At 75.4% G+C, this 1794-nt stretch carries 1 protein-coding gene; it reads left to right on the top strand.

Annotation, left to right across the window (positions count from 1 at the left end; translation table 11 throughout):
• The first annotated feature begins 411 nt into the window (after positions 1–411).
• Positions 412–1581 carry a THUMP-like domain-containing protein gene (locus L0P92_RS44165; protein ID WP_234768771.1) on the top strand — a complete coding sequence of 390 codons (1170 nt, stop codon included), beginning with the start codon at positions 412–414 and terminating at the stop codon, positions 1579–1581.
• The last annotated feature ends 213 nt before the right edge of the window (positions 1582–1794 follow it).

The following is a 1794-nucleotide window of genomic DNA, read 5'->3' as shown; positions in this document are numbered from 1 at the left end:
TCGGAGACGTCGGCGGGGGCGGAGCGGCCCCCCCCCCCCCCCGCCGCGGCCCCCCCGCCCCCCCCGCCCCCCCCCCCCGGGGCCCCCCCCCGGGGGGGGGGCGCCGCCCCGCCCGCCCCCAACCCCCACCCGGCGCAAACCCCCCCGGGCGGGCCTCCTGGGCCCCCCGGGGCGGCGGCCGGTGCACAGGCCGAGGCGATGGCCGCCGCTACCAGCGCGGCGAGGCCGCCACGGAAGCCGGCCCGGCCGGGTCTGCGGCGACGACACTCCCCCGCTGACCCATTTCGGCGCCTTTTGTCATTTTGTACTACTAGTCGCATGGTGCCGGATCTTCCCAGGCACTCACCCCGAAGCCCGGCCGACACCGCCGCCCGGCCACGGACCATCCACCGACTGGCCGACAATGGCCCGGTGAACGACCTCGCCTCCTTCGCCGCCCTGCTCACCCCCGAGGGCCGCGCCCTCCTCGACGCCGTACGCGACACCGATCCCGCCGACGAACTCGCCGTCGCCACCCGGCTGCGCCGCGAGCATCCCGCCGAGCTGGTGTCGGCGGCGCTCGGGCAGGCGCGGCTGCGGCAGCGGGCGGTGGCGAAGTTCGGGGCGGCGGACGCGGAGCGGATGTTCTTCACGCCGAACGGCGTCGAACAGTCGACGCGGGCGAGCGTGGCGGCGTACCGGGCCGGGCGGATGAGGGAGCTGGGGATCGGGTCGGTCGCCGACCTGTGCTGCGGGATCGGCGGGGACGCCATCGCGTTGGCGCGGGCCGGGATCCGGGTGCTGGCGGTGGACCGGGATCCGGTGACGGCGGCGGTGGCGCGGGCGAACGCGGCGGCGCTGAGGCTCGGGGACCTGGTCGAGGTGCGGGAGGCCGATGTCACGGAGGTCGACACGAGCGGCTACGACGCCGTGTTCGTCGACCCCGCCCGGCGCGGCGGTCGCGGCCGGATCTTCGACCCCGAGGCGTACTCGCCGCCGCTGTCCTGGGCCGTCGAGGCGGCGCGGCAGGCCCCGCGCGCCGCGCTGAAGATCGCACCCGGCATCCCCCACGAGGCGATCCCCGACGACGCCGAGGCCGAGTGGATCTCGGACGGCGGGGACGTGAAGGAGGCGGTGCTGTGGTTCGGCACCCGCCCCGGCGCGATCCGCGCCACCCTGCTGCCGGGCCCCCGCTCCCTGCTCTCCCGCGGCCTCCCCGACCCCGAAGCCCGCCCCGTCGGACGCTACTTGTACGAGCCCGACGGCGCCGCCATCCGCGCCCACCTGGTCGCCGAGGTGGCCGCCGAACTGGACGCCGGCCTGATCGACCCCACCATCGCGTACATCACGGCGGACGACCTACGACCGACCCCTTATGCGACGGCCTACGAGATCACCGACCAACTCCCCTTCAACGTAAAGAAGTTGAGAGCTCTGCTGCGAGAGCGCGAGGTAGGCATCCTGACGGTCAAGAAGCGCGGGTCGGCGGTCGAGCCCGAGGAACTCCGCAAGAAGGTCAAGCCTCAGGGCCCGAACGCGGCGACGGTGTTCCTGACCCGGGTGGCAGGGGCACCCACAATGCTGGTAGGCAGACCGATCTAGCCAACAGCCCGACAACGCCCCTAAGGGGCGCGGGGCTGCGTCGATGTGCGGCTCCGCCGCGTGGGCGCGACCAGCCACAACGGCGCGCCAGCCGGATGACGACCTAAGGCGCCACGGCGGAACCGCCCGTCCCCCACCCGCGAAAGCGGCCCGCGGCAGCGGCCCGCCGCAACAACATCTCCCGCTCCGCCCCGTTCCGCGCAAGCCCCGCGC

The organism is Streptomyces muensis, from assembly GCF_021474425.1.
GTDB classification, from domain to species: Bacteria; Actinomycetota; Actinomycetes; order Streptomycetales; family Streptomycetaceae; genus Streptomyces; species Streptomyces muensis.
The sequence above is the reverse complement of the archived record's forward strand: the minus strand, read 5'-3'. Positions and strand labels throughout refer to the sequence as shown.